Raw genomic sequence first — 26,254 nt, forward strand, 5'->3', positions numbered from 1 at the left:
ATATATTATTAAATTATGTTTAATTTTAATGTATTTAAAATTTATGGTTGCAAATTATTAATAACTATTCAACCGTTACGCTTTTTGCTAGATTTCTTGGCATATCTACATTTGCACCAACACGATTTGTAATTTCTAGTGCAAATAATTGCATAATTACCATCATTTCAAAAAACTCGCTTAGATAATGTTCTTGTTCGCTTGTTTTTATAAAATCATCAGCTTCGCTAAACTCAATAGGAGAAATTGCTAAAATATTTGCATCTCTTGCACTTAATTCTAAGACATTTGAGCGAGTTTTATCATATAAAATATTTTTTGGCATAAATGCAATTGTAAATAATTCGCTATCAGCAAGTGCGATAGGACCATGTTTCATCTCTCCTGCTGCATAGCCTTCTGCGTGCATATAGCTTATTTCTTTTAATTTTAATGCTGCTTCAAGTGCAAGTGGATAAAATAAATCTCTACCTATAAAGAAAAATCCGTGTCCGTGTAAGTATCGCTTGCTTAGGCGTTTTAATTTATCGTGAGTATTTTTATTTACTTTTAATACATTAGATAAATCCTTAATAGCAAGTAATTCTTTTTTAATATCTAAATTAGGATTTTTATTTAAATACAATGCTAGTAGCCATAGATTTAGCATTTGAGCGCAAAATGCTTTAGTGCTTGCTACACTTTTTTCAATCCCTGCACGAATTAAAATACAATAATCAGCTTCTCTTGCTATGCTTGAATTATCAACATTGCATAATGCTAAAGTTTTAAGCCCAGCATTTTTTGCTATTTTTAAAGCTTCAAGAGTATCAGCTGTCTCGCCGCTTTGAGATATACAAACAAATAAAGCGTTTTTATCTAAAAAGCCATTTTTATATCTAAACTCACTTGCTATTTCTACACGGCATTCAATATTAGCACTTCTTTCAAAAATATAGCTAGATGCTAATGCTGCGTGATAGCTAGTGCCACAAGCACAAATTATGATTTTACTAAAGTCTTGATTTAAATTCTTTAATTCATCAAAACATACTTTATCATTAATAATTCTTCCTATTAATATATTTTGAACGATTTGACTTTGCTCGTAGATTTCTTTTTCCATAAAAGTATCAAACCCATCTTTTAAAGCACTTTCTTTATCACAATTTAATTCTTTAAACTCAACAACGCCATTTAATAAATGAATTCCATTTTTATCTAAAAAGCCAAAATCTCCATCGTTTAAATAAGCAACTTGTTTGCAAATTCCAACCAACGGAGCATCACAAGATGCCATATAAAACTCACTATTATTTGAGCCTTTTCCTATTATTAGTGGTGCGTTTTTCTTAGCAAAAAATATAGTATTCGGAGCTTTTTTTGTGATTAGTAATATTGCATAAGCTCCATCAATTTTTTTAATAACTTCACTAAAAGCTTTTTCAGGACTTAAAGTATTTGCGTATTTTTCAAATAAATGAACAATTACTTCTGTATCTGTTTGCGAATTAAAATGTGTGGTTTTTAGTTCTTCTTTTATTTCTTTATAATTTTCTATAATTCCATTATGTATTACGCAAGAATATTCGCCGTAATGTGGATGAGAATTTGTATCATCAGGTTTTCCGTGAGTTGCCCAGCGAGTATGACCTATAGCTACACCTTCATCATGAAAGTTTAGATTTTTCATAAAATTTGCTAGGTTCTCTAGTTTTCCAGCTTTTTTAAAAAAACTCAATTCGTCTTTTTCCAACACAGCCATACCAGCACTATCATATCCACGATATTCAAGCTCTTTTAATCCTTTTAATATAATTTCTTTTTTTTCTAATTGTCCTAAATACCCAACAATTCCGCACATTTTTAATCCTTTAATAATAAAAATTACGCTAATTTATAGTAAGTTGTTAAACAAAGATAAATATAATCACTTTTCTTTTTTAAGGATGGTAAATGGATATTTTAGAAGCGTTAGACGAAGGTAAAAGATTAAGCGAAGAAGATTGTTATAAGTTATACGATTTAGATTTGCAAGTCTTAGGATTTTACGCTAATAAAAAGAGATTAAAACTTCACGGAAAAAAAGTTTATTTTAATTGTAATCGTCACATAAATCCTACAAATATGTGCGTTGATACTTGTGCTTTTTGTGCATTTTCAGCTCATAGGCACAATCCAAATCCATATCATCTAACACACGAAGAAATCTTAAAAATAGTTGATGATACCGTTACTCGTGGGACAAAAGAAATACACATTGTTTCAGCTCACAATAAAAAAGGTGGTTGGGAATGGTATTTTGAGATTTTTAGAAAAATTAAAGATAAATACCCACATTTACATATTAAAGCAATGACAGCTGCTGAAATTAATTTTATTGCAAAGAGTTTTTTTGATGGAGATTATTCTGCAGTAATTGACAAAATGCTTGAATATGGAGTTGATTCTATGCCGGGTGGCGGTGCTGAAATTTTTGATGAAAAAGTTAGAAATGAGCTTTGTGCTAGCAAAGTTAGTTCTGATAATTGGCTTAAGATTCATGGGCTATGGCATCAAAAAGGAAAACAAAGTAATGCAACTATGCTTTTTGGACACATTGAAAGTCGTGAGAACAGAATTGACCATATGCTAAGACTAAGAAAACAACAAGATATCAGCAAAGGATTTAATGCTTTTATTCCGTTAGTATGGCAAAAAGACAATTCATTCTTAAAGGATTTAAAACCGCTTGGAAGTATAGAAATTCTAAAAACTATTGCAATAGCAAGGCTTGTTTTGGATAATATTTCTCATATTAAAGCTTATTGGGCGACTTTAGGATTAAACCTTGCAATGGTGGCTCAAGAATACGGAGCAAATGACCTTGATGGAACAATAGAAAAAGAAAATATCCAAAGTGCAGGTGGTGCAAAAAGTGCGAATGGCATTACGCTACAAGACTTCATAGACAATATCAAAACATCAAATTTAATTCCAATAGAAAGAGATAGTTTATACAATGAGATTAAGGAATATTGATTGGAATTAATATACTACTTATGGTTGTATTTTAAGAGGATTAAACTTAGCTTATATTCAATTGAAAAAATAAATTTATATAACAATATTCAAAACTTACACAAAATTAATACAAATCACAAAACAAGGAAAACAAAATGAGTTAGTTTAATTTTAAATTTTGTAGGATTTAGTTGCGTTATGCTAGAAATTTATTTTTTAAAGGAATTATCCAAATGGACTTTTTTAAATTAAAAGAAAATAATACAAATGTCAAAACCGAGTTTAATGCTGCTTTAGCAATATTTTTATCTATGATTTATATTATTCCTACAAATGCTTTTATAGTTCATAATGTAGGAATTAGTATAGAAGCATTGATGATAGCTACTACCTTAGTAACTATAATAGCAACCGCATTTACAGGACTTTTTGCTAATACTCCAGTTGCTATGAGTACTGGAATGGGGCTTAATGTTTATTTTACATTTTCAATGTGTATAGGACAAAATATACCTTGGCAAACCGCTTTAGGTGCTGTTTTTATTAGTGGTTTTATATTTTTAGTTCTTTCGTTTACAAATTTTCGTATTTTTATTTTACAAAGTATCCCAGAAGATTTTCGCCGTGCTATTAGTGCTGGTATAGGTTGTTTTATTGCATTTATGGGAATGAATCAATCAAAAATAGTTCAAGGAGATTCAGTAACACTTATTAAAATAGGAAATTTTGCTGACCCTAATGTGCTTTTTTGTTTATTTGTTTTATTTTTAATATTATGTTTTTGGGTATGGAAGGTTAAAGCTGGATTTATTTTAGCGGTTTTAATAGGAAGTGTTGTTGCTTGGACTTTTAACATAGGTGGTGCGACTTTACCTAAAGAATTTGTAGCTATGCCAAATTTTAGTAGTAATGGTGGTTTAATGGAAATTTTTGCAAAACTTAACATAATGGATGCTTTAAGTTTATCTATAATGCCAGCAGTAATGACGCTTTTTGTAACTCAATTATTTGATAGCATAGGGACAATCACAGGCATAGGTATTAGGGGTGGTATATTTAAAAATAAAAAAAGAATTGATGGTAGTGTAGATAAAGTAGGAGATAAAAAAATAGGAAGAACTTTAATAGCTGATGCTGCTGGAACTTGTGCTGGTGCTATTATAGGGACTTCAACAGCTACTGCTTTCGTTGAAAGTACTGCAGGGGTTGAAGCGGGTGGTAAAACTGGACTTACAAGTGTATTTGTAGCCTTATTATTTTGCCTTTGTATATTTTTCTTGCCATTTTTTAAAGCTATTCCAGCAAATACCATTTATCCTATTTTGATAATGGTTGGAATTTTAATGTTTATGGAAGTTAGCAATATTGATTTTAAAGATCCAGCAAATAGCGTTGCAACATTTTTTACAGTAATTATGATGCCGTTTACTTATTCAATTACCACAGGTATTGCTTTTGGTTTTATTTCTTATGTATTAGTTAGATTATTAAGAAAAGAATTTAATAAGTTAAGTGGTGGTATAATCATCATATCAATTATTTGTATGGCAGTATTTTTGCTACAATTTATGAAATTTAATTAAAGGAAAAACTATGTATCAATATACTTATGATGAATTTAAAAAGGATTTTGTTCCATTTGCAAAACGTATTAAGGATGAGTTTAATCCAGATGCTTTTGTAGGGGTTGCTCGTGGTGGTCTTACACTTACTCACGCATTAGCAACTGCACTTAAAAGTAGAAATGCTTATATTTTAAACAGTATTCATTACGATGGACAAAAAAAGTTAGATACTATTGAAATAACAAATATTCCAGACCTTAGTAATGCTAAAAAAGTTTTATTAATAGATGATATTGTTGATAGTGGTGAAAGTCTAGACGCTATTAAGAAAAAAATTTTAAAACTTTACCCACATTTAGATATTAAATTAGCTGTTGTATTTTATAAACCTAAAGCTATCATAAAACCTGAATTTTGTATAAAAGAAGCTAAAGAATGGATAAGCTTTTTTTGGGATTTTGAAGAATGATTTATGAAAATAGTTTTTGCTATATTAAACGCCATGAGAGTTCTATTCCGTGGCTAGAAATTCATGCAAAAGATGGATATAAAGAACTTAGTGATAATGAAGAAATAAGTTTAAAAATCTTTAAATTAGCTATTCTTATAGAAAAAGAAATGATTAAATTTTATAATCCAACTAAGATTAATCATGCATCGTTTGCAAATTACTTGCCTAAAGCTCACTGGCATATAATGGCTAGATTTAGTGATGATGGATTTTATCCTGAAAGTATGTGGGGAATTAGACAAAATGATGGCAAGGACTATAGTAAAGATTTTGATAAATTTATAAATATTTTATTAGATGAGGTTAAAAAACAAGGCTTTTAAGCTTTGTTTTTTAATATTTTTATTAAGTATGCAATAGCAAAACCAAAACAAGCTAACATAATGATACAAGCACCGCTACTAAGGGCATAAGCTACACTTAAAATTAATCCACCTAGACAAAAAATAAGTGATAAAATACTTGAACTTATCATCATACTAGCTAAACTACTACAAAACATTGACGAAATATAACTTGGGATACAAAGCAAGGCTAAAATTAAGACCATTCCAACAACTCTTAAGCTAATTACTATACAAACAGCTGAAGCAACGATTAGCATATAATAGATAAAATTTGCATTTACACCACAAACTTGACAAAATTCCTTATCAACACTAACACCAACTAATTGTTTATAAAAAATAATTGTCATTAGTATAAATACAATATTAGCGATAAACATTGTTATTAAATCAATATTTTCAACAGCCACAATGGCACCGAATAAATAGCTAAAAATTATAGTATTTGAATTTGGGCTTAAATCGCTAAGTAATATTCCAACACTCATTCCAAATGCCCATACTACGCCTATTACAGCATCTTGATTTTGATAATTTTTTGATAAATATGCTATTAAAATAGCACAAAACACTACAAACCCTAAGGAGCTTAGCATTGTATTTATTCCAAAATATAAAGAAATTCCAAGCCCACCATAAGCAGCGTGAGAAATTCCACCTACCATTGCTACAAGACGATTGGTAAAAACTAACGAGCCAATTATCCCACATGCAATACTAACTAAAATTGTAGCTAATATCGCATTTTGTATAAAATCAAATTTTAGATATTCCATAATTTTTCCATAGTTCTAATTCACATAAATGTTCTTTATGATTTGCTAAATGTAATAAGCGATTTTTATCAATTCCACAAATATCATTATGAATGTAACAGGTTTTTTGTATATTTATTATTTTATTTGCATATGAGCTAAGCAACATTACATCATGACATACACAAAGAATACAAATTCCATTATCATTTAATTTTTTTAATAATTCAAAAATTTCAATTTGTCCTTTAGCGTCAATACTAGCAGTTGGTTCATCTAATAATAACAAATCACAGCCACTTAAGATTGCTCTAGCTATTAATACGCGTTGTTGCTGACCACCGCTAAGATTTGTAAATTTTTTATTGACATAATCTTTCATTCCTACTAATTCTAAACACTTTGTTGCTTCAAGTTTATCTTGCTTTGATGAAAAAAAGAAAGCAAATTTATTTAATTTTCCAGTTAAAACTAAATCAATTACGCTAATAGGAAATGTTGGGTTTATTTTGTGTGCTTGAGGGACATAGCTTGTTTTTTTTGCATTTATAGTAATTTTTCCGCTATTAGGTTTTAATATACCTAATATTAGTTTTAACATTGTGCTTTTACCACCACCATTAGCACCAATAATTCCAGCAAAATCGTTTTTTTCTATCTCGTAATTAATGTTTTCTAATACTAATTGATTTGAGTATGAGAAATTTACATTTTCTATTTTTATCATTGTGACAATCCTATAAATAATCCTAAAAAGAATACAAAAACTAAACTTAAAATTTCTATTTTTTTAGAAAATGTAAATCTAGTTACTATAAATGCACTTAAAAATATAGCCAAACTCATTCCTAATGCAATTAAAATAGCACAAATGAATGCTTTAGCACCTAGGCTAGATAATAAACCTAATACTAAAATAAGTCCAGGGCAAGGCATTAAACCTATTATAAATGCTGAAAAATTATCTAATGTATTAGGGCTTTTAATTATTTTTAAAATTTTACTATCTTGTTTTTTAATGCTAAAATTTTTTAAATTTGTTATATTGTTTGATTGTGTAATTTTAGTTGTTTTTATTTTATGAATTTTAATATATAGTAAAATCAATGCTAAAAAAGATATCAATAATCCTGAAATTCTACCTAGATTAAGTAGGTCAAATATTGATAAAAAGCTAGATATTATAAATGCTGAAATAAGATGAAAAAATCCAACTTTTAAAGCAAAGCCAATTATTTTTCTTTTTGAATTCATAAAATAACTAGCACTTAGAGTTTTTCCATGACTAGGTAATAAAGCGTGTAAAAATCCATATATTAAAGCTAGTGGATAAAATAAAATATTATTTTCTTTAAGTAATAAAATTAATTTTTCCTGTAGTAAAACTAAAAAATCTAATATATTTTTATATATTTTTTTTAAGCTTTGTATTAATTCATTATTAGTTTCTTTTTGCACTATTTTAATTATTTGTTTTTTATCTTTAATTTGTGTTTTATTTGATACTATTTGATAATAAGCAGCGTTTAAATTTATATTTTCATCAATTATAAAATTATCTAGTTTATAGGTATTTTCCTTAATTAAAAAATTAAAAAATCCGTCCTCATCTTTTATATTAAACACTAATACTCTATCAATTTGTGGTGTAAAATCATAATCTAAATCGTATTCTAAGAATAAAACTTTATCAAATTTAACATTAACATTTTTTACATTAAAATTTATTTTTTGAGTTTCACCTAATGGTAAATCATAATATTTTAATGAGGTTAAAAAATTTTTAGGTATTAAATAATCAAGTAAATTTACTCTTATTTCTATTAATTCTTTTCCATCTAATTTTTTATCATTATTTTTATCAAAACCATCTAATAATGTCTGTGAAAAATTAGATGAAAATTCCCATTTGATTGATTTTCCCATAAAACTTACATGTGCTGTAGGTGTATATAAAGCACACAAAGCACATGCAAATATTTTTAAATTTAAAAAATTAATTAGAACAATTATCTTTAAGAATTTTAGCAAATTTTATAAGCTCCTCTAGAAAATTAGGTGCAAGCGGGTCTATTTGTACTATTTTTAAACCACTTTCTTTGTGAATTACATTTATTAGTTTATCACTAAATTGTGGAGCTTTTAAAACAAGACAAATCTTTTTATCTTTCGCAGCCTCCACTATTTTTGCTAATTTGTTTGCTTTTATCTCCTTACCTTCAAATTCTACGGTATATTCTGATAAATTATATCTATTAGCAAAATACCCCCATGAAGGATGCGCACTCACAAAACCTTTCGTTTTTAAATCTTTTGTTAAATCATAAAGTTTTAAATTTAACTCATCAAGTTCTTTTTGAAATTTTTCTAAATTTATATCTATTTCTTTTGTGTTTTCAGGCATTGCTTCTTTTAGAGCATTAGCTGAATTTTGTGCTATTTGTTTTAATAAAATAGGGTCAGTCCAAATATGTACATCTAAGCCTGAGTGGTCGTGATGATGACCCTCGTGTCCATCGTCTTTATCGTGATTATGTTCATGATGATTTTCATGATGATCGTGATGATTATGTTTGTCATCTTTTTTATGTTCTATATGATGAATTAAATCTTCTTTTATCTCATCAATATTCATATTTTTAGGATAGTATGTAGGCCAATTTATCATTTCTTCTAATAATTTTTCTTGGCTTTCATCTCCAAAGAATATATGAAAATGTTCTAAATCTTTAGTTGGTGCTATATTATGGTCGCTAAATTGAACAAATTTAGGAGTACCATTATTTTGTGTAGCTTCAAATAAATATCTTACACCTTTTTTACCTGATTCGTAGGTTAAAATTTTATATCCTACATATTTGTATTGTGATTTTTTGCTAATTCCATTTTTTATAAATTCCATTCCATCTTTATTGATGATTATTTTTTCTACATCGGTTTTATAGCCATCTAAATAGTAATTTTTATAATAATCTTTAGTTTTATTTTCACTTGCATTAGCTTTTAATTCAAAAAAATCATCTAGTGAGCCATCAAGTGCATAAGGATAAATTGATTTCCAATCACCATACCAATCGCTTAAATCTCTATTTTTTACATCTTTATCATCAAATTTTCCATTATAAACATCATCGTTATGATTGTGATGATGGTGTTCATCTAATTCTATTTGAGAATATTTATTTTTTTTGATACCTTCGTTTGTATGAGCTATTTTTATATTTGTATTTTCAGCAAGTCTTTTAAGCCAAACATCTTCAACTTCAACACCTATTCCTAAAAAAACTTTAGCTTTGCTAAGTTCTATCATTTGTGCTGGTTTTGGTTCATATGTATGAGGGTCAGCTCCTGCTGGCATAAGTACTGTAACTTTTGCATCTGGTAGTAATTTTTTTACTATCATTTCTTGTGGTAATATACTAACTCCTACATTAGTTGCTAAAGCATAGCTCGTAACAATGCTTAAAAATAATATTTTTTTCATAATAAAGCCTTTCATTTTTAATGATTTAAAGTGTAGTATAAAGTTGCTTAAATGCAACTTAGTTGCATTAATGTAAGATAGTTTATTTTTAAGTTTTTTATGCTATTATTCCGAAATGAATTCATTAAAATTATTAAAAGAACATGATATTAGTATTACAGAATTTAGAATTTTATTGTTAGATGAGCTTTTGAAAGCTAAAGAACCTATGTGTTTTGATGAATTTAAAACAAAAGCTAATAAAACTACATTTTATAGAACTATGGAACAATTTTTGCAAAAAAAAATAGTACATAAAGTAGAACTTGATGGTAAAGGGTATTATCAAATAAATAAAGGCAATAATGCTTTATTTATTTGTGATATTTGTCATCATACTCAGGATTTGCCACTTCCAAAAATTGATAAGGTAGAAGTAAATTCTGTGCTTGTAAAAGGAGTTTGTAAAGATTGTAAAGGTAGTGAATGAGAAAAATTATATTATTGTTTTTTTGCATTTATTTATTTGCAGCAAATATTTATAAACCACTTAAAGAAATTCCATATGATGAAGATTTAGCATTAATTGGTAAAAGGATGTTTTTTGATATAAATTTAAATTCTTCAAAAGTATCTTGCAATACTTGTCATGACTTAAATTTAACTGGTTCAGGTTCTAATAATTCAGGTATAAACACTGATAATTTATTAAACCCACCGACTGTTTTAAATATTGCATATTCTAATTTATTTTTTAAAGATGCAAGTGTTAATAACTTATACGAACAAGTAGAACAAACTTTATTAAGGGATATGCACTTAGATAAAAATGACCTTGATAATATATTACAAAATAATGTCACATATAATGTTTTATTTGAAAAAGTCGGCTTAAAGGCAAATACAAATAGTGCTATTTTAGCTCTTGTTGAATTTGAAAAAGCATTAGTAACACTAGATTCACCATTTGATCTTTTTTTAAAAGGAGATTCTTTGGCTATTAGTGAGAGAGCTAAAAATGGTTTAAAATTATTTAATAAATATGGTTGTTTAGCATGTCATAACGGTGATAATTTTGGGACTAATATGATATCTAGTGTTAATAATGATTTTTTTCAGCACTGTGAATTTAGTGATAGTGAAATGGTAAAAATACCTACATTAAGAAACATAACATTAACAGCACCATATTCTTATAATGGTGGTTATCATTATTTAGAGGATATTATAAGAGCAAAAACTGCTTGTCAATTAGGAATTATTATGCCTGATAAAGATGTGGATGATATAATAGAGTTTTTAAAAACACTAGAAGGAAAAAGACCTAGGATTTTGGATAAACAATGAATAAAGAATATAGAGATATAGAAGTAAAAACATTTGCACTTAATATTTTTAAAATTTTGACATTTTGTTTGGTTGTTTCTTTACTTATATGTAGTGGTTTATTTTTTTATAAACTTAATAGAATTAATTTTAACAATTTAATAGACAAAAAAATTCAAGATATCATAATAGAACAAAAAGAATTAATGTTAGATATTGAAAAACCTAGCGTATATACTAATTTTGATATAAGTGGAAAAAGATTATCTAGCCTTAATGTAAAAAGTGTAGATTTGATACAAACATTACAAGGTAGGGATAAAATTACTGATGAGCAGTCAATTAAATTAGAAAAATCTTTAGATGATTTAAAAAAATACATAACAGATTTTAATGCTTTATTAGGAATTAGTTTTAGCGATTTTAAAAGTTTTAATGTCATATATTCTCAAGTAAAATTAATGGAAATAAAGCAGGGTGTTTTGGAATTTGTATTTACAAGCAATGTTGATTTAACAATGCTTAATGAATATGTAAAAGAAATAGAACATTTAATTTTAGAAAAAGATAATTTAATTAAAGAAAATAATGAAAATATATTTAAATTACAGGGTAGTAATGATAAAAAAAATATAAATAAAATAGATGATTATATTTATAAAAATGACATTTTAGATAATGAAAAAATGTTTTTACTACTTTCTAAAAAATTATTGCTGGGAGTAAAACAATTAAGATTACAAAAAGAGAAAATTGTAAATTTTAAAGATTTTATTAACACTATAGAAATAATACGAGATGATATTATAAAAAGTAGTGAAAGATTACAAAAAACTAAAGAACAATTAATTTTAGTATATTTGGTTATTTTTATATCTTTAATTTTTGTTTTAGGAGTATATTTTAAATTCAATTATGAATTAAATTTGTTATTACAGATTTTATATAAGGCTTTTTTAAATTCTCCAATTCAACAGGTTTTAATTAATAGAAAAAACAATGTAGTTACTCCTGATTTTGTTAATGATAATTTTAGTTTCAATTCATTTATATTGACTGAACAAAGTGATGATACTAAAAAAACTCAAGCTATAAATTTTTATGATTCACTTAGCAATATTATAGATATTAGTGATAATAAAGGATTTGATTTTGGCACATTAGTAGAAGAAAATCACAACAATATTCAATTATATGATGAAAATAGTGTGGTTAGTAGAAGGGATACTAGGTATTTTTCAGTTTTTAGGAAAGTTATAGATCGCAATTATGAATTGATAAATAAGGTTGATGTAACTAAGAAAATTTTGCAGATTAGAGATTATAGAACTAAACTTTACAATATGCAAACAAAACTTGATACTGATAGTTTAACCGGATTATTATCTTTACAAGCTTTACAAGATAGAGAATTAAAAAATGATAGAGCTAATAAAAACAATATCTTTTTATATTTGAAAATTGATAATTTTAATGATTTTAGGTTAAATTATTCTACTATATTAATTGATGAAATTATAAAAGTTTTTGCAAATTCTTTAAAAAATGCTTTAAATATCAAGGATAATGATGAGGTATTAAAAAGTATAGATATTTATCATTTACACATAGACGAATTTTGTATAGTTTATAAAAATCAAGATGAAGCTATCAAAGCAGCCGAACTTATACAAAAGCATTTTACTATTAATAGTTATGGTGTAGATAATTTTTCTTTAGGTAAAAAAAATAAATTTGAATTAAAAATTAGTTCAGGGGTTGAACTTAAAGATTTAGAATTAAATATTGGTATATCAAGTGATAGGGATATTAGAAAATCAAATCAAGAAATTATCAATCGTTTAGCTCAGGCAATGTTAGCAAGTTATGAAACTATTAGAACAAAAGAGCCTTATTGTATTTACAAAGAGGGTTTAAATATTGAAAAACAACATGTAGAACAGCAAAAAATAGTATCTCGCATTAGACATGCACTTGATAATGATAAAATTTTTGTTGTATGTCAGGGCGTTCATAATTCTTTGACTAGAGATATATCTTATTATGAAGTATTAGTAAGAATTAGGGGTGAAAATAATGAGATAATATACCCTAGTACATTTTTAGATGTAGCAAGAAAAGTAGGTCTTTATAAAGATATACAAGAAGTTGTTATTAATAAAGTTTTTGATTTGATAGATATTTATCCTAATGAAAATTTTAGTATAAATTTAGCTAATTCTGATATTACAAATAAGGAAACTAATAAGTTATTTAGAAGAAGATTAGAAAAATGCTCTCGTCCAGAGGCTTTATGTGTAGAGATATTAGAAAGTGAAAGTATTGATAAATATGATGATTTATCTAATTTTTTAGAATTTATATCTTTTTATGGTTGTAAAATCGCAATAGATGATTTTGGTAGCGGGTATTCAAATTTTTATAGGTTATTAAAAATTAAATTTGATTATTTAAAAATTGATGGTTCAATTATTGAGAGTTTAATAGTTGATGAAAACGCTAGAACGGTTCTTGAAACTTTGGTTAGTTTCGCACATAAGCAAGGCTATGAAGTTGTCGCTGAATTTGTTAAAAATCAAGAAATTTTAAAAATAGTTCAAGATTATGGAATAGAAAAAGCTCAAGGTTATGAATTAAGTAAACCTGAGGAGCCACATAATATTTTTGTTTAACTTGATTTTATAATTTATAAACTGTATAAAGATAGTAAAATATATTTAAGTTGGATAAAAATTTATTTTTAGTATTTTATATAAATAAAATATATTTAAAAAATAATATTTTTTCTATATTTTAAATATTTATTTTTTTAATTAAGTTTTTTATATTAGTATGTATAATGCTATGAATTTTTAAGGATACAAGATGAATTATTCTTTGTTAAATGAAATTTTATATTCATTACCAGTCGCTACTTTAGGTTTTGAAATACTTGTATTCATAGGTTCTATTTATTTTAGAAAACATAATATAACTTTTCTAGTTTTGTTATTTTTGTCATCTAGAATTATTTGTATTTTTTTGGCTAATAATTTAGCTCACGCATATATATCAATATTTTCACCAATTGTTTTTGCAATATTAGTTAGTCTTAAGAAAGATTATTTAAATACAAAAAGTCTTTTACCAGCTTGTTTGATAGTAATTTTATATATTTTATTAGCATTATTTATTCAAAATTTTGATTTTATTAATAAATTACATGAACTTAAATTTATAAATCAAACTTTTGCATATTCTGATTTTTCTTTTGCTTTATTTTTCTTTTTGATGATTTATGTGGTTATTTTAAGAAAAATTAATAATTTTGAATGTTTTTTACAAGGTGCTTATATAACGGCTTATACGCATTTTTTATTTTATGAATATTTTAATAGTTTTAATTTAAGTTATTTTGAATTAGGTTCTTTTGTATTTTTAGTGGCTATTATTTATCAGGGGTATAAGTTAGCTTTTTACGATTCTCTTACTAATGTTTATAATCGTAGGGCTTATGATGCTTTGCAATTATATTCAGGTGATATTATTGCTATAATAGATATTGATTTTTTTAAAAATATCAACGATACTTATGGTCATGAAGTAGGTGATATAGCATTAATGAATTTATCAAAAATTTTAAAAAAATATTCTAAAACATATAGATATGGTGGTGAAGAATTTATTTTAATTTTCAGAGGAAAATCATACGACGAATGTATAAAAAAATTAGAAAATTTAAAGAATGAAATTGAAAATAATAAATTTTTTATTAAAGATAATGTAATAAATTTCACTATTAGTATAGGGGTTTGTATGGTTTCAAATTCTAAATTTGGAGCTTTTGAAAATGCTGATAATAGATTATATCAAGCTAAAAAAGATGGTAGAAATAAAATAATATTTAATTAAGAGGATATATGAAATTTATATTTTTGATTATTTGTAGCTTGGTTTTGAATGCTGCTAGTTATATTTTTGAAGATGATGAAAAATATGTCTTATTTAATGATGACGCTATACTTTCAATTACCAAAAAACAGAGTTTTGATAAAACAGGGCTAGTTTATAGAGCTGCTAGTGATATTTATAAAGAACAATCACAAGAAAATCTTAATCTAATAAAAGAGCTAAAGTTTCATGCAAAAAAGCTAAAAAATGAATTTAAAGTGCTAAATAAATATTATTATTACTGTTTTGATACTGATTTTAAAGGATGTGAAGAATCTTACAAATATTATGATGAAAAAGCTTATTTTGATGAAGAAGGATTAAAAGAAGCAAAAGAACGAGAATATTATATAGAAAATGTAGTTTATATTAATTATTTAAAAGATGATTTGATAACTTATTGCTACGAACATAGTGACTATTTAGGCGGTGCTCACGCTCAGTTTGGCTATGGGTGTGAGAGCGAGTTTGATGGCAAGGTCTTAGGAACTGATGTTTTTAAAGACACAGATAGCGTTAATAAATTTACTAGATTAGTTGCTAATGAGCTTTTAAAAGCACATAATGATGGAAAAATCAGCATATTTAAAGATACAATAGAAGATGTTAAAGCAAATAAAAGCTTTTTACATTCTTTGCCAGTGTTTTATCAAGATGGCATAATGGTATCTTTTTCGCCTTATGAAATCACACCTTGGAGCGATGGTGTGATTATAGTTTTTATACATAAAGATGATTTAAAAGGTATTTTAAAAGATGAGTATTTTAAATATTTTAAAAAGGAGCAATAATGAGAAGTGATACTATTAAAAAAGGTTATACAAAAGCACCAAGTAGGTCATTATTAAGAGCCGTTGGGCTAAAAGATGAAGATTTTGCAAAGCCATTTATTGGGGTTTGTAATAGTTTTATAGAGATTATTCCAGGGCATTTTTATTTAAACAAATATGCTGAAATTATCAAAGATGAAATACGCAAAAACGGCTGTGTGCCATTTGAATTTAACTGCATTGGTGTTGATGATGGTATTGCTATGGGGCATAGCGGAATGCTTTATTCGCTTCCTAGTCGTGAATTAATAGCAAGTAGTGTTGAGACGGTTATGAACGCACATAGCCTAGATGCAATGATAGCTATTCCAAACTGCGATAAAATTACTCCAGGTATGATTATGGGGGCTTTAAGAGTGAATGTGCCTACTATTTTTGTAAGTGGTGGAGCGATGGCTGCAGGTAAGCTTAAAGATGGTTCTCAAATTGATTTAAATACAGCGTTTGAAGCAGTTGGCGAATACGAAGTAGGTAAAATTGATGAAGCAAAATTAAAAGAAATTGAATGTGCCGCATGTCCTGGAGCTGGAAGTTGCAGTGGAATGTTTACTGCAAATTCAATGAATTCTTTAATGGAAAGCCTTGGCATTGCGCTTAAAGGAAATGGAACTATTTTAGCTTTAACTTCTGAAAGAGAAGAATTATTAAGAAGTGCTGCAAGAAGAATTTGTGAGATTGCAAAGAGCGAAGAGCTAAGCGAAAAATACAAAATTAGAAATATTTTAAATAATAAGAGTTTAAAAAATGCTCTTGTTTGTGATATGGCAATGGGTGGTAGCACGAATACAATTTTACACACTCTAGCAATTGCAAAAGAAGCTTATGCTGATGAGATTGATTTAAAATTAATGCACGAAATCGCTCAAGATACACCACATATAGCTAAGGTTAGCCCAAGTCTGCCAGGAACTCATATGCAAGATGTAGGAAGTAGTGGTGGAATATATGCAATAATGAATGAAGTTAGCAAAAAAAGTAAATTCTTTAGCAAAGATGCACTTACTATTAGTGGAGATAGTATAGGAGAACTGATTAAAGATAGTAATCCTGATGGAAAGGCTATAAAAACTTTAAATAATCCATACTCTGAGCGTGGTGGATTATGCGTATTATTTGGCAATATCGCAAGAGAAGGTGCGGTAATAAAGGCAGCCGGTATCGTTGGTGATAAGGTTTTCCGTGGTAAATGTGTTTGCTTTAATTCTCAAGATGAAGCAATAGCAGGGATTAGCAGTGGAAAAGTGGTTGCTGGAGATTGTGTAGTAATTCGCTATGAAGGTCCAAAAGGTGGTCCTGGAATGCAAGAAATGTTAAGCCCAACAAGTCTTATTATGGGTAGGGGCTTAGGTGCGTCGGTTGCATTGCTTACTGATGGTAGATTTAGCGGGGCGACTCGTGGTTTTAGTGTAGGGCATTGCTCGCCTGAAGCTGCTGAAGGTGGCGAAATAGGGCTTATTAAAGATGGAGATTTAATAGAAATTGACACTATTAAATGCACTATAAATCTATTAATTGATGATGAAGAAATGGCTAGAAGAAGAGCAGAATTTAAGCCTATTAAAAAAGAGCTTAATTCAAGATGGCTTAGAATGTATCAAAAGCTAGTTAGTAATGCTAGTAGCGGCGGTGTTTTAGACCTTGATGGTTTGAATGAAATGAAATAATTGATTTATTCTATTTTTATTAATCACCCACTTGTTTTAATAAGTGTGTGATTAACTATTATTTGCTTAAATACTATAAATATTTTTTAAATAAAAAATTACAACTATTCAATTAAAATTTAATTATTATCAAATTTAGCTTAGTTTAAAATATTAATTAATATAATTTATTTAAAGGAGAAATTATGAAAAATAATATCTATTTATTATCAGCAATAGCACTTGTGGTGTGTTTTGTTGCGTATTTATTTGGCTTTTTAGATTTGGCCATTGTTTTAGTTGCTATTTTTCTAGGTGTTAGACTTGGTGGAATTGCTATTGGTTATACAGGTGGTATAGGAATTATTGCTTTAGGGATTTTTTGTGGTTTAAAACCAGGCGAAATTCCAACTTCGGTAATTTTAATCATTATGTCAGTAATTGCAGCAATTTCGGCTATGCAATTAGCAGGCGGGCTTGATTATTTGGTGCATATTGCTGAAAAAATACTTAGGAAAAATCCTAAAAAAATCAATTATTTAGCTCCTAGTATTACTTATTTTTTAACTATTTTAGCAGGGACAGGGCATACTGCGTTTTCTATGATACCAGTAATTGTTGAGGTTGCAAAAGAGCAAAATATTAAGCCAAAAGCTCCACTTAGCCTTGCAGTTGTATCAAGTCAAATAGCAATTACTGCAAGTCCTGTTAGTGCAGCTGTTGTTTATCTTAGTGGTGTTTTAGAAGGGTTTGGATATTCATATTTGACATTACTATGTGTGTGGATAGGTAGCACTTATTTAGCTTGTATGCTTAGTGCGTTTTTAGTAACTAAGTTTTCAAATTTAGACCTTAGTAGTGATGAATATTATCAAGAGTTATTAAAAAAAGGTGAAATTGTAAAAAAAGAAAGTGCTAAAAAAGAGATTATAAAAGGTGCAAAAGAAAGTGTAGCTATATTTATAATCGGCGTTTTAGCTGTGGTTTGTTATGCTACATATATTTCAGGTTTAAAAGCTGATGAGATAATCATTTCAAGAGATAGTGCTATTATGTGTGTAATGCTAAGTATCGCAACATTAATAGTATTAACAACGAAAATTAACACTTCAAAAATTATTGATACAAGTGTATTTAAAAGTGGTATGAATGCTTGTGTTTGTGTTTTAGGTGTTGCGTGGTTAGGAGATACTTATGTAAGTGCTCATTCGGCTGAGATTAAAGAATATGCAAAAAATTTAGTAGAGCAATATCAATTTTTATTAGCCTTTGCATTTTTCTTCGCTAGTATGCTTTTATATTCTCAAGCAGCAACTGCTAAAGCAATAGTTCCATCAGTAGTGGTTGCACTTGCTTTAAATGAAAATCCAGAAAATGCAAAAATAATCATCGCTTCTTTTGCGGCGGTATCAGCGTTATTCGTACTACCAACTTACCCAACCTTACTTGGTGCTGTGGGAATGGATGATACAAAAACTACTAGAATAGGAAAGTATGTATTCAACCATTCTTTCTTTATCCCAGGCGTTTTAATGATTGTTCTAAGTGTTGCTTTAGGATTTTTATTTGTGAGATTTATTTAATTTTTTATCGCAGTAAAAACTGCGATAAATTATTTTTAAATTTATTGAAGTAACAATTTTAAATCATTTGCTTTTATTATATGTTGTTAGATTTGAAAAATTTTGAAAAATTATAATAAATTTATAATTTATTTATATAATTATTAATATTTTTTTAAATTTAATTAGTATTTAAATAATATAATAAAAATACTTTATAAAAAAGGAGATGCATGAAAGGAAGAATTACTTGTTATTTAGATAGTAAGAATTTAGGCTATATTTTAGGCGAAGATGATAAAACTTACGCTTTTAAAACTAGCGATTTGTTAAATTATGAGTTGGGGGGGGGCGTTAGATAATATAGAAGTTGAATTTAGTGAAGATTTAAGCCCGAGTGGTTATATAGCCACAAATATTAAACTTTTAGAGAATCCAAAAACTAAACAAATACAAGAAAATAAATCTTATAATAATTTTTCTCATAATTTTTCTAATCAAAATAATTTTGATAATGTTAAAAAAAGTTTTAACAATGCAAATTTCAATATTAAAGAATATGAATTGCTAGAAGGAATTTATCTTAGTAGAACTTATGAATTTTTAGATGGAGAATTAATTTATGCTAGTTCTTATGAGCTTAGCACCACTTCTAGTTCAAGTACTGAAGATTCTTTAGAAAAATTAAAATCAGTTGCAGTAAAATTAGGTTTTAATGCATTGATTGGCTTAGAAACTGATAGTGAGGTTGAATTTAGTATAAGCACTTCATCTAGTAGAGGTTCAATTAGTCAAAGTGCTTTTGGTGATAGTATTGCAAATATTAATACGATAGGTGCTGGTTGTGATTTAACAAAATATTATGCTAAGGCAAGATTAGGGCTTATAGGGGTTAAAAGTGAAACTCCTAGTAATATTGATTTAAATGAAATAAGACTTAGAATTGACACTTTTAATAGTGTTGCGAATGTTACTAGTTCTTTTTATGACGATTGTTCTAAATATGCAATGAATTTTAAAAATATTAAAGGTTTAAAATATGCTTTAATATTTGTAATTGCTATTTTATTTTTTATTATTTTTCTAGCTTCGCTTGCCGGTGGGATACCATTTTTTATCTTAATACCTTTAGTTTTTGCTGTATTTTGTCTTACTATTGTATCTATAGGTACAGTATTTTATACATTTTTTAATAAACAAAAAACAAAAAAAGCAATATTAGAAGATTATGAAATTTATGAAAAAATAAAATCAATACTAGGCGATGAAATATATTATTCTATGTTTGCAAATTTAGATGATATTAAAATAAGAAAAATAGGAGCATAAAATGAACGGTGTAGAAAAAATAAAATCATTTGGTTTAGATAAAGTAGATGAATTCACTCTAATACATTTATATTTAAGGGCCAGTGATAGGCAAAAACAAAAATTATTAAATTATAATGTTCCAGATAGAGATTTTGTAAGATTATTATCATTTATATTGCTAGATAGCATATATTATTCTATAACTCTTACTGTCATTAGAGTTATAGCTATGGCTGCTATATTTACTGCTAATATGAAAAATTTTAGTGATGCACATACGTATATAGGGGTTAATTATTCTAATTTAATTATGGTGCTAGGAATATCAATAATTGTATTTTTTGTATTAGGTTCTTTTACAAATAAAAGATTTGAGAAAAGTTACAAAGAAGCTTGCAAAGTTCATGCTTTTCATAGTAATTTATATTTTAAATTTGATAAGACTAATGCAAGTAAAATTCTTAAAACTTTCGCTGCTAGTAGTAATAATCCATTTGTAAATGGACTTGCAATGTTAGCAGATGAAAAAATCAAAAAACTTTAAATATTGAAACTTTAAAATAAGATTAAGGTAAATTTATTTACCTTAATTATTCTTGTTTTTCTATAAAATTATCAATGTTTCTAGTAATATACATTATTGCATATAATACTAACATTATTAAAATTGTTCCTGTGATTAGTGCGAATTGCTCCATTTGAAGCACTGAAAATAATACAGCATAAACCCCACCTAAAAACGCAAGCATTCCTAAACCATATTTTGTATTTTTTGTTATTGCTTTTATGTATAGTGCGTTTGGGATTGCAACCATTAAAGTTGCGATAATATAGGCAAATTCAAAACCAAAATATTCAGACATAGAAAGTAAAACTAAATAAAATAAAGTTAAAGAAAAACCAACTACGCCATATTGTATATAATGTGTGGTTTTTTTGCTAATAAATTCAAAAATATATACTACAAAAAGACTAAGCATAATAAAAAGCATACTATATTTTGCTGCTCTAATTACTTGTCTATAATGAGTTACGCCTTGATATAAATTTACACCTATCATATTATCGTCTAAATATGTATCCATCTCATTTATATCTTTTTGGAAATTTCTAGTAAATGGTGTGATTTCATAGTTTGCTATGAAACCATTTTCTTTTATTTCTTTAGTATTTGGTAGTGTCCCATAAAAACTTGGTTTGCTTTCAAGCGAATTAATATTTACGATATTTTTATCAGCCAATGGCACAATATCAATACCTTGAGAACCTCTTAGGGTGAAAGTTATATCATAATCTATGTTATCATTTTGTAAAATACTTTCATTTAGTAAGGCTGAAATTCCATAGACTAAATTTTTATTGTTTGAATTTGTTCCTGCTATTGGTTTTAAATCTTGTCCTAAAACTTTTAGTTGCGCTACACTTGTTAAAGATTTTACGGAATTAATTCCTAATGCTATGTAAATTTCATCACAATTTGCTAATAATTTTTCTTTAATATTTTTAAAATTTCCTGTAATTTTTACATTAGCATTATAAACAGAAGTTTTATAAATTCCTCTTTGTCTAATCTCATCATTTAATTGTATTTCAATATTTGATTCACTTGGTAAAATAATATGTGTTTTTTTGATTTTTTCATATATAGTTTCATTATCTTCGTTTTTTCTTTCTCTTGTGATTTCATAAGGTGCTACTAAAAACACACCAGATATTTTTTGTTTTAAACCCCATTCATTGCCTAAATTTCGTGCCATTGCATCGTAGGTATCACTTCTTTCATAGCTTATTGAATTTATAAAATATAGTGGGATTTGAAGTAGTATTGTTATTAAAACTAAAAATCCAATTTTTTTGCCTATACTATTTGTCTTTAAATTCATTATTTATCCTTTATTTTTATATTAAATGGAAAAGAGATAGCTTCTTCTCGTATTATTTTATCATTAATTTGCATTTTTAGTATTAGATTAATTTCTCCGTTTAAATTATTTTTTGGTATAGAATAAATTTCATAATTTTCATTAACAAAATCACTAAATTCGTCAGGTAAAAGCCATATTAAATTTATTCCATTGATTTGTTTTAAAAATTTTAGATTTGTAATAATTTTGTTGTCTTGTATAACAAATTCTATGTTAGTAAATTTTATATTTTTTATTATATATTTTTTAGTTTTTTCAAAATGCTCGTTATATGATACATCGCCTTTAAAATTTATTAATTTGTATGGCTTTATAACATAACTAGCATTTAAAAAATTTGTTATAAAAAAAGTTAAAAAAATGTTAAAAAATATTTTATTCATAAGCTTCCTTTGCATAAATTATACAAAATAATTTATTAAAGGAAGTTAATTAAATTTTTTAAAATAAGCCAGAAATTTGGTTAGCTATTTTATCCTCTAAAACAGGGATAGCCTCTTCTAATTTTAAGTGTATTTTAATAGCTTCAGCAAACATCATTGTGTTTTTTTCAATATAGTTAGTTTCATAGCTTTGTGAATTTGATTGCACCATATTTGAATTTAAATGTCCTGAATTATCACTATGCACATTACCAGCTAGAGAATTCATAAATCCAGCTCTTTTACTATCATTTACGCTAGATTGACCTTGGGTAGTTCCAGTTGAAGCTAATACTTTTCCAGTGGCTTTTTGTTTTATATTAACATCTACTTGCATTTGATATATGGTATCTTCAGTTAATTTTCCTATAAGTCCACCAGCTAAAGCAATAGCACCAGTAGTAGCTACTGCACCTGTCATGGAATTAGAATTATATGCTGCAACGCCTAATCCAGTCCCAGCACCTATACCAGCACCTATACCAGCGTTATTTTCTTTCTTTTTGTTACAGTATAAAACATTTGTGCTAAGAATAAATATGGCATTTTCTGGGTTGTCTACTACTATATAGCCTTTTTGTTCTAGCATGTATTTTAATTTGCTTTCTAAATTTATATTTTGACCGCTTGTATTTTTGATATTTAAAAATATTAGTTTTTTATCTTTTGCAACTGGGTCAATAAATATTGATTGTGTCATTGTAGCATTTGTTTGAAGGTTTGTGGTTACACAACCTGAAAATAAACTCATTGCAATTAAAGAACCTAAGGTTAGTTGTAAACAATTTTTATACATTTTATCTCCTTGAAATAAATAGGGGTTATTATACCCCCCCCATAATTAAAATACACTTAATTTTTTAAATTTAAAGAAAATACTTTATAAATTTAAATAATAATCAATTTGTTCTTTTTCTAAAACTCTTATTAGGTTTGTACTACCTACCTTTCCTACTGGGTGTCCTGCGGTTATAACATAGGTTTTATTTTTATCAATTACGCCTTTTTCTACACCAACCTTAATACAATTTTGTAATAATTCGTGTAAATTTTCTGATTTTTCAACTACATAAGCATTACTAAGTCCCCATGAAATACTTAATTTTCTAAGCGTTTTTTCACAATGGCTCATTGTTATTATTTTAGTATTAGGTCTATATCTAGCTATTTTTCTAACACTTCCACCACTACTTGTAAGGCAAATTATAGCATCAGCCTTTATGTTTTTTGCTAAATGCACGGCTGATGAAGCTATCGTGTCAGTTACATCAACTTTTTCGTAATCAAATTTAAAATAAGGGTAAATATTTTCAACCTCATTTATTGTTTGAGCCATAATGCTAACCGCATTAACAGGAGAAATTCCTACGGCACTTTCTTCACTAAGCATAACAGCATCACTTCCATCTAATACAGCATTTGCTACATCGCTAATCTCGGCACGAGTAGCATTTTTTGCATTTGTTAAAGATAGTAGCATTTGCGTTGCTGTAATTACTGGTTTGCTCATACTATTTGCTTTTTTTATAATTTCTTTTTGAATGCTAGGCACTTTATAAAATGGCACTTCAATTCCCAAATCTCCACGAGCAACCATTATCCCATCGCTTATTTTTAGAATTTCATCAATATTTTCAACAGCATCAAATTTTTCAATTTTTGCAAAAATAGCTGGTGTATTTTCATAATTTTTTATCAAATTTTTAACATTTTTAATATCATTTTCGTTTTGAACGAATGATATAGCTATAAAATCAACATTATTTTGAACGCCCCACATTAAATCATTCATATCTTTTTGTGTGATTACATCTATGTTTATCTTTGTATTAGGGAAATTTATCCCTTTATTTGATGATAATTTTCCTTCATTTTGAACTTCGCATTGCAAATAATTTTCATTTATGTCATTTACTATAACTTTTATTGAACCATCGCATAAAAAAATCGCCTCATCTTTTTTAACAGCACCTAGAATTCCATTGTAATTTGTGCTAACTTGGTAATGATTTTCGCTTATTTGTTTAGCAGTAATATCATGACGATAGATATCTAATCTATCATCTTTTTTGAGTATAAAAGGCTCTGGCAATTCTCTAACACGAATTTTAGGTCCTGATATGTCTTGTAAAATTCCTATATTTACACCAAGTTCATTTGATATCTTTCTTACTTTTAATAAATTTTGTAAATGATATTCATGAGAACCATGTGAAAAATTCAAGCGAAATACATTAACTCCAGCTTTTATCATATCCCTTAAACAGGTTTCATTATCACTAGCAGGTCCTATTGTTGCTATTATTTTAGTTTTTTTCATACATCAGCTCTTAGTTCTTTATTGAATAATTCTTCATTAAATTCAAGTTTTAAATAATTAACTGCAAGTTTTAAATCTCTTAAAGCATTACCCATACAGCTAGTTGCACCTGGGCTTGGGGTCATATTAAAGATTATTCCTTGATTTTCAGGCACAATACTTGCTTCACCTAGCATTAATTTTTTTTCAGTTTTATTTAATACTTGTGGGCGAACTCCACCAAAACCTTTTGCATAAGTTATATCATCGGTTGTAAGGCTTGGGACGATTTTTCTAGCATCTTTTACAAATAATCCCTTATTTAACCCTGGTACTTCAAATAAGAAATTTCTTAAAATATAGTTTCTAATAGTGCTATCTTTCATTAAATCAAATAATATTTTCATAACTGCACTATCAAGTCTTAGGGTTTTGAAGAATTCAGGTAAGCTTTTTAGCCCATGGTATCTTTCAAGTTTAGGTAATGCAAGTGCAGTTGGACCAAAACGAGTATTCATATCACATAAAATATCAGGGTCGCCGTGTAATGCTGCAAAAGGTAATTTTGGATTTTGAACCATATAAACTTTACCATTTAATAAATGTTTTTTAGTTAGATAAAAACTACCAGCAACAGGTAAACATGCATAATCGTGTCCATAGCCCATTTTATGTGCTAAAAATAATGAGTGAGCTCCTGCATCAACCACAACGAAATTTGCACTAAATTCATTGCCACTAATACTTCTTATGTAAAAAACATCGCCTTTTTTGTAAATGCTAGTAATTTCTTCGTTAAAAAATACTTCATTATCAGGTCTTACTTTTTTAGCTTCTTCTACTAAGCTAATACTCATTTTGCCGTAATCAACAGTTGTATATGTATCGCCAACTAACGAACCCATCGCAAATATTTTTTCAGGTCTATCGCCCCCACCTAGAGCTTCTACTACTTTAGGTTCAATTTTTTTGATTTCTTCTTTGTCAAATTTTCTTATGTAAGGATATAAATTTTTAAATTCTTCATATCTTTTTTCCATAAATTCGCACTCAGTTTCACCTACTGCTAGAGCCATTTTTTGATGTGAGAACATAAATTTATCTTGAGCATTAACTAATTTTCCATAGTTTATAATCATATCAGCGTTAGGTTTTACTTTTGATGCTTTTTCATAAGTATAATTTGTTTCAATATCACCACAATGTATTGTTTGTGAGTTACTTGTACCTTTTGAATTAAGAGTGCTTAATGCATGATATTTTTCAATTAAAGCAACTTTTTTAGCATTTGTGTATTTGCTAAGTTCATAAAATAAAGCTGCACCACTGATACCGCCACCTATAATTGCTATTTCAAAATGTTGTGCCATAATAGTCCTTTTT

24 protein-coding genes are annotated in these 26,254 nt (G+C 27.3%); 14 read left to right on the plus strand and 10 right to left on the minus strand.

All coding sequences use genetic code 11. The features are described 5' to 3' along the window. Nucleotides 1-64: 64 nt before the first annotated feature. The gene (gene glmS, locus NY022_RS06840; RefSeq protein ID WP_267524682.1) at nucleotides 65-1,843 is read right to left on the minus strand and encodes a glutamine--fructose-6-phosphate transaminase (isomerizing); all 1,779 of its coding nucleotides are present in this window, start codon (nucleotides 1,841-1,843) and stop codon (nucleotides 65-67) included. Between the two features lie 92 nt (nucleotides 1,844-1,935). On the opposite strand from glmS, the gene mqnE reads away from it, so the two are divergent. The 4 genes from mqnE to NY022_RS06860 all read left to right on the plus strand — a co-directional run bounded on the left by mqnE (nucleotide 1,936) and on the right by NY022_RS06860 (nucleotide 5,381). Beyond that, nucleotides 1,936-3,000, plus strand: coding sequence for an aminofutalosine synthase MqnE (gene mqnE / locus NY022_RS06845; protein ID WP_214116032.1), 1,065 nt, complete (start codon nucleotides 1,936-1,938; stop codon nucleotides 2,998-3,000). A gap of 215 nt (nucleotides 3,001-3,215) precedes the next feature. Further along, nucleotides 3,216-4,565 (plus strand): NCS2 family permease, encoded by a 1,350-nt coding sequence (locus NY022_RS06850; RefSeq protein ID WP_267524684.1) that lies wholly within the window; start codon nucleotides 3,216-3,218, stop codon nucleotides 4,563-4,565. Nucleotides 4,566-4,575: 10 nt separating this feature from the next. After that, entirely contained in the window at nucleotides 4,576-5,016 is a 441-nt protein-coding gene (locus NY022_RS06855) for a phosphoribosyltransferase (protein ID WP_267524686.1), read from the plus strand. Further along, nucleotides 5,013-5,381, plus strand: a complete 369-nt coding sequence (locus NY022_RS06860; protein ID WP_267524688.1) for an HIT family protein — start codon at nucleotides 5,013-5,015, stop codon at nucleotides 5,379-5,381. The genes NY022_RS06855 and NY022_RS06860 overlap by 4 nt, the downstream gene beginning before the upstream one ends. On the opposite strand, the gene NY022_RS06865 is transcribed toward NY022_RS06860, so the two are convergent. The 4 genes from NY022_RS06865 to NY022_RS06880 are packed head-to-tail and all read right to left on the minus strand — an operon-like array spanning nucleotide 5,378 to nucleotide 9,644. Further along, entirely contained in the window at nucleotides 5,378-6,184 is an 807-nt protein-coding gene (locus tag NY022_RS06865; RefSeq protein ID WP_324287470.1) for a metal ABC transporter permease, read from the minus strand. The genes NY022_RS06860 and NY022_RS06865 overlap by 4 nt on opposite strands. Beyond that, nucleotides 6,162-6,887, minus strand: coding sequence for a metal ABC transporter ATP-binding protein (locus tag NY022_RS06870; RefSeq protein ID WP_267524692.1), 726 nt, complete (start codon nucleotides 6,885-6,887; stop codon nucleotides 6,162-6,164). The genes NY022_RS06865 and NY022_RS06870 overlap by 23 nt, the downstream gene beginning before the upstream one ends. Next, nucleotides 6,884-8,191: a hypothetical protein gene (locus tag NY022_RS06875; protein ID WP_267524694.1), complete on the minus strand. Its 1,308-nt coding sequence runs from the start codon at nucleotides 8,189-8,191 to the stop codon at nucleotides 6,884-6,886. Before NY022_RS06875 ends, NY022_RS06870 begins: the two co-directional genes overlap by 4 nt. Further along, on the minus strand, nucleotides 8,157-9,644 hold the full coding sequence (locus tag NY022_RS06880) for a metal ABC transporter solute-binding protein, Zn/Mn family (protein WP_267524695.1): 1,488 nt from the start codon (nucleotides 9,642-9,644) through the stop codon (nucleotides 8,157-8,159). Before NY022_RS06880 ends, NY022_RS06875 begins: the two co-directional genes overlap by 35 nt. 115 nt (nucleotides 9,645-9,759) lie before the next feature. Here NY022_RS06880 and NY022_RS06885 point away from each other — a divergent pair, with 115 nt between their 5' ends. The 10 genes from NY022_RS06885 to NY022_RS06930 all read left to right on the plus strand — a co-directional run bounded on the left by NY022_RS06885 (nucleotide 9,760) and on the right by NY022_RS06930 (nucleotide 20,769). Next, complete coding sequence (locus NY022_RS06885) at nucleotides 9,760-10,113, plus strand: Fur family transcriptional regulator (RefSeq protein ID WP_267524697.1); 354 nt, start codon at nucleotides 9,760-9,762, stop codon at nucleotides 10,111-10,113. Then, nucleotides 10,110-10,970, plus strand: a complete 861-nt coding sequence (locus tag NY022_RS06890; protein ID WP_267524699.1) for a cytochrome-c peroxidase — start codon at nucleotides 10,110-10,112, stop codon at nucleotides 10,968-10,970. Before NY022_RS06885 ends, NY022_RS06890 begins: the two co-directional genes overlap by 4 nt. Further along, nucleotides 10,967-13,621, plus strand: coding sequence for an EAL domain-containing protein (locus NY022_RS06895; RefSeq protein WP_267524702.1), 2,655 nt, complete (start codon nucleotides 10,967-10,969; stop codon nucleotides 13,619-13,621). The genes NY022_RS06890 and NY022_RS06895 overlap by 4 nt, the downstream gene beginning before the upstream one ends. Before the next feature lie 193 nt (nucleotides 13,622-13,814). Next, entirely contained in the window at nucleotides 13,815-14,840 is a 1,026-nt protein-coding gene (locus NY022_RS06900; RefSeq protein ID WP_267524703.1) for a GGDEF domain-containing protein, read from the plus strand. Between the two features lie 8 nt (nucleotides 14,841-14,848). Continuing rightward, entirely contained in the window at nucleotides 14,849-15,670 is an 822-nt protein-coding gene (locus NY022_RS06905; protein WP_267524705.1) for a DUF3298 domain-containing protein, read from the plus strand. Beyond that, nucleotides 15,670-17,373, plus strand: a complete 1,704-nt coding sequence (ilvD, locus tag NY022_RS06910) for a dihydroxy-acid dehydratase (RefSeq protein ID WP_267524707.1) — start codon at nucleotides 15,670-15,672, stop codon at nucleotides 17,371-17,373. Before NY022_RS06905 ends, ilvD begins: the two co-directional genes overlap by 1 nt. 185 nt (nucleotides 17,374-17,558) lie before the next feature. Further along, the gene (locus NY022_RS06915; protein WP_267524708.1) at nucleotides 17,559-18,935 is read left to right on the plus strand and encodes an anaerobic C4-dicarboxylate transporter; all 1,377 of its coding nucleotides are present in this window, start codon (nucleotides 17,559-17,561) and stop codon (nucleotides 18,933-18,935) included. Between the two features lie 212 nt (nucleotides 18,936-19,147). After that, entirely contained in the window at nucleotides 19,148-19,276 is a 129-nt protein-coding gene (locus NY022_RS06920) for a hypothetical protein (RefSeq protein ID WP_267524710.1), read from the plus strand. Continuing rightward, nucleotides 19,251-20,243: a hypothetical protein gene (locus tag NY022_RS06925; RefSeq protein WP_267524712.1), complete on the plus strand. Its 993-nt coding sequence runs from the start codon at nucleotides 19,251-19,253 to the stop codon at nucleotides 20,241-20,243. Before NY022_RS06920 ends, NY022_RS06925 begins: the two co-directional genes overlap by 26 nt. A 1-nt stretch (nucleotide 20,244) precedes the next feature. Then, nucleotides 20,245-20,769, plus strand: a complete 525-nt coding sequence (locus tag NY022_RS06930) for a hypothetical protein (RefSeq protein WP_267524714.1) — start codon at nucleotides 20,245-20,247, stop codon at nucleotides 20,767-20,769. A gap of 46 nt (nucleotides 20,770-20,815) precedes the next feature. Here NY022_RS06930 and creD read toward each other — a convergent pair whose 3' ends face one another. The 5 genes from creD to NY022_RS06955 form a co-directional block, all read right to left on the minus strand. Beyond that, a complete protein-coding gene (gene creD / locus NY022_RS06935; RefSeq protein ID WP_267524715.1) occupies nucleotides 20,816-22,108 on the minus strand; it encodes a cell envelope integrity protein CreD in 1,293 nt (430 codons plus the stop codon). After that, nucleotides 22,108-22,533, minus strand: coding sequence for a hypothetical protein (locus tag NY022_RS06940; RefSeq protein WP_267524717.1), 426 nt, complete (start codon nucleotides 22,531-22,533; stop codon nucleotides 22,108-22,110). The genes creD and NY022_RS06940 overlap by 1 nt, the downstream gene beginning before the upstream one ends. 58 nt (nucleotides 22,534-22,591) lie before the next feature. Further along, nucleotides 22,592-23,368 (minus strand): complement resistance protein TraT, encoded by a 777-nt coding sequence (locus NY022_RS06945; protein WP_267524719.1) that lies wholly within the window; start codon nucleotides 23,366-23,368, stop codon nucleotides 22,592-22,594. Nucleotides 23,369-23,452: 84 nt separating this feature from the next. Further along, nucleotides 23,453-24,892, minus strand: coding sequence for a pyruvate kinase (gene pyk / locus NY022_RS06950; RefSeq protein WP_267524721.1), 1,440 nt, complete (start codon nucleotides 24,890-24,892; stop codon nucleotides 23,453-23,455). Further along, nucleotides 24,889-26,244 (minus strand): FAD-dependent oxidoreductase, encoded by a 1,356-nt coding sequence (locus NY022_RS06955; RefSeq protein WP_267524814.1) that lies wholly within the window; start codon nucleotides 26,242-26,244, stop codon nucleotides 24,889-24,891. Before NY022_RS06955 ends, pyk begins: the two co-directional genes overlap by 4 nt. Nucleotides 26,245-26,254: the final 10 nt, after the last annotated feature.

Origin of the sequence: Campylobacter sp. MG1, from assembly GCF_026616895.1 — a bacterium.
Taxonomy (GTDB): Bacteria; Campylobacterota; Campylobacteria; order Campylobacterales; family Campylobacteraceae; genus Campylobacter_E.

Bases quoted from the DNA above. Each gene is read 5' to 3' on its own strand.
- glmS (WP_267524682.1), bottom strand. From the start codon at position 1,843: ATGTGCGGAATTGTTGGGTATTTAGGACAATTAGAAAAAAAAGAAATT.
- mqnE (WP_214116032.1), top strand. From the start codon at position 1,936: ATGGATATTTTAGAAGCGTTAGACGAAGGTAAAAGATTAAGCGAAGAA.
- NY022_RS06850 (WP_267524684.1), top strand. From the start codon at position 3,216: ATGGACTTTTTTAAATTAAAAGAAAATAATACAAATGTCAAAACCGAG.
- NY022_RS06855 (WP_267524686.1), top strand. From the start codon at position 4,576: ATGTATCAATATACTTATGATGAATTTAAAAAGGATTTTGTTCCATTT.
- NY022_RS06860 (WP_267524688.1), top strand. From the start codon at position 5,013: ATGATTTATGAAAATAGTTTTTGCTATATTAAACGCCATGAGAGTTCT.
- NY022_RS06870 (WP_267524692.1), bottom strand. From the start codon at position 6,887: ATGATAAAAATAGAAAATGTAAATTTCTCATACTCAAATCAATTAGTA.
- NY022_RS06880 (WP_267524695.1), bottom strand. From the start codon at position 9,644: ATGAAAAAAATATTATTTTTAAGCATTGTTACGAGCTATGCTTTAGCA.
- NY022_RS06885 (WP_267524697.1), top strand. From the start codon at position 9,760: ATGAATTCATTAAAATTATTAAAAGAACATGATATTAGTATTACAGAA.
- NY022_RS06890 (WP_267524699.1), top strand. From the start codon at position 10,110: ATGAGAAAAATTATATTATTGTTTTTTTGCATTTATTTATTTGCAGCA.
- NY022_RS06895 (WP_267524702.1), top strand. From the start codon at position 10,967: ATGAATAAAGAATATAGAGATATAGAAGTAAAAACATTTGCACTTAAT.
- NY022_RS06900 (WP_267524703.1), top strand. From the start codon at position 13,815: ATGAATTATTCTTTGTTAAATGAAATTTTATATTCATTACCAGTCGCT.
- NY022_RS06905 (WP_267524705.1), top strand. From the start codon at position 14,849: ATGAAATTTATATTTTTGATTATTTGTAGCTTGGTTTTGAATGCTGCT.
- ilvD (WP_267524707.1), top strand. From the start codon at position 15,670: ATGAGAAGTGATACTATTAAAAAAGGTTATACAAAAGCACCAAGTAGG.
- NY022_RS06915 (WP_267524708.1), top strand. From the start codon at position 17,559: ATGAAAAATAATATCTATTTATTATCAGCAATAGCACTTGTGGTGTGT.
- NY022_RS06920 (WP_267524710.1), top strand. From the start codon at position 19,148: ATGAAAGGAAGAATTACTTGTTATTTAGATAGTAAGAATTTAGGCTAT.
- NY022_RS06925 (WP_267524712.1), top strand. From the start codon at position 19,251: ATGAGTTGGGGGGGGGCGTTAGATAATATAGAAGTTGAATTTAGTGAA.
- NY022_RS06930 (WP_267524714.1), top strand. From the start codon at position 20,245: ATGAACGGTGTAGAAAAAATAAAATCATTTGGTTTAGATAAAGTAGAT.
- creD (WP_267524715.1), bottom strand. From the start codon at position 22,108: ATGAATTTAAAGACAAATAGTATAGGCAAAAAAATTGGATTTTTAGTT.
- NY022_RS06940 (WP_267524717.1), bottom strand. From the start codon at position 22,533: ATGAATAAAATATTTTTTAACATTTTTTTAACTTTTTTTATAACAAAT.
- NY022_RS06945 (WP_267524719.1), bottom strand. From the start codon at position 23,368: ATGTATAAAAATTGTTTACAACTAACCTTAGGTTCTTTAATTGCAATG.
- pyk (WP_267524721.1), bottom strand. From the start codon at position 24,892: ATGAAAAAAACTAAAATAATAGCAACAATAGGACCTGCTAGTGATAAT.